2 protein-coding genes and 1 tRNA gene are annotated in these 1,754 nt (G+C 41.3%); 1 reads left to right on the top strand and 2 read right to left on the bottom strand.

The genetic code is table 11. The features are described 5' to 3' along the window. Positions 1–38 precede the first annotated feature (38 nt). Positions 39–124 (top strand) — tRNA-Leu (locus tag H5185_RS21980). Between the two features lie 426 nt (positions 125–550). Here H5185_RS21980 and H5185_RS21975 read toward each other — a convergent pair. Beyond that, complete coding sequence (locus H5185_RS21975; RefSeq protein WP_124014928.1) at positions 551–1,036, bottom strand: MarR family winged helix-turn-helix transcriptional regulator; 486 nt, start codon at positions 1,034–1,036, stop codon at positions 551–553. A gap of 125 nt (positions 1,037–1,161) precedes the next feature. Next, positions 1,162–1,754: TorF family putative porin (locus H5185_RS21970; protein ID WP_182743269.1), on the bottom strand; the 593-nt coding region annotated here is incomplete at its 5' end.

The following is a 1,754-nucleotide window of genomic DNA, read 5'->3' as shown; positions in this document are numbered from 1 at the left end:
TTAATGGTTACTTTTAGTAGCGGTTAAAACAACACTTTGCCCGAGTGGTGGAATCGGTAGACACAAGGGATTTAAAATCCCTCGCTGAATAAGCGTGCCGGTTCAAGTCCGGCCTCGGGTACCATTATAATCTCTAGCAATAGAGAGTGGTGTAAAAAGCCTCAACATTAGTTGGGGCTTTTTTACGTCTGTAATTTAGCTTACACATTCAGTGATAAGTAGATAGATAAAAAGCTGAAAAGATAAAATCCTTCGCGCTCTGGTTGAACATCAGGCATACAGGCGCAAGGTTAATTTGTTGATACATCGCGTATTGCTCTTGAAATTGTGAGCTGATTTTAGATATAGCCACAATGTGCCTTGCATGAGTTAAAGGCCAGTATGAGCTTGGTGTGAATTTGGTATGAGGTTGATATTTTAATCGGGTTGCACTGCAAGGCATCGCAATGATTGCTAAGCAATAACATTATCTGGAGGGCTAATAGATTAAAGGCTAGCCAGCAAGCTTATAACGCAAGATTATTCTTGCGCTACAGGCTGTAAAGGGAACTTATTGAGCAGGATCGTCTACTTGAATTTGGCCGACGTACAATACAGGCGCCGCATCAATATCATTTGCATCCATCATGGTGGCGATGCGCTCAACGGCCGACAATAATTGGCTTTGTTCCCATTCTTCAAGATTTTGATAACGCATAATAAAATGCTCTTGTAGCGGTTTAGGTGCACTGTTTAATAATGTTTTACCAGCATCACTCAATGACAAGTGTACTTTGCGCTTGTCAGTTTCACTGCGCGTTCTAATCACCATGCCACGATTTTCGAGTCGATCAATTATGGTCGTCACTGTCGCTGCACTTAAATTAATCTCTTGCGCGATTTTTTTTGCTAATGGTGCTTCAAGTTGATCCACTTTCTGCATAACCATTAATTGTGGTCCAGTCAGACCGGATAGTTTATTTAATTGACGCGAGTGAATATCAATAGCTCTGATCACTCGCCGTAATGAAATTAGTAGTTGTTCGTATTTTTCCATAATCCCCTCATAATTCACCACGCACCATAACAGAATTCAGCATATGACTCATGTCCAATATCAAAAAAAAGCAGAATAATGCTATAGACATTATTCTGCTTGGTTATTTTTTCAATTATGGCAAATTATAAGCTAAAAGTACGCGCCACAGATACCACAGCACGAGTATCACTGATATCGCTATCTAGGCTGGTATCTTCTACAGCAAGGTTGAAATCAAAACCTTCCCAGCTTGTCATGTATTCTGCACGATAATGGTTGTAAGAATCACTGTCTCCCCATGCCCATTTATTTTCGTCTTGCGACGTTGAACGATCGAAGCTGACGCGAATGTCATGACCTTCTGCAACAGTGAAGGTATGGGCTGCCATCATGATGTAATGACCTGCATCAACACCAAAATAATCCCATGAGTACCAGAAGTTTAATTCACTTTGACCAAGCGATGAAGCATAACCAAACTTAGTGTATACCTCTGGATAGTAATACTCATCAGAGGCATCATCGCCGTGATATGTGTAGTAAGCAATACCCGCATCGAGCGATACTCGATCGGTTAATTCAAAATATTTACCAGCATAAAAATCAAGCTCTAGCCAAGTATCATCTCCGCCACCAAAGTCTACGTTAGATGCCCAAGCACCGACATACCAACCATCATCGGCCGCGTAATCTAGGCTAGCTTGTAATGCTGGGCTATTATCTGTTTGGCTTACAC

This window comes from Shewanella sp. SG44-6 (assembly GCF_014164185.1).
GTDB lineage: Bacteria > Pseudomonadota > Gammaproteobacteria > Enterobacterales > Shewanellaceae > Shewanella > Shewanella vesiculosa.
The sequence above is the reverse complement of the archived record's forward strand: the minus strand, read 5'-3'. Positions and strand labels throughout refer to the sequence as shown.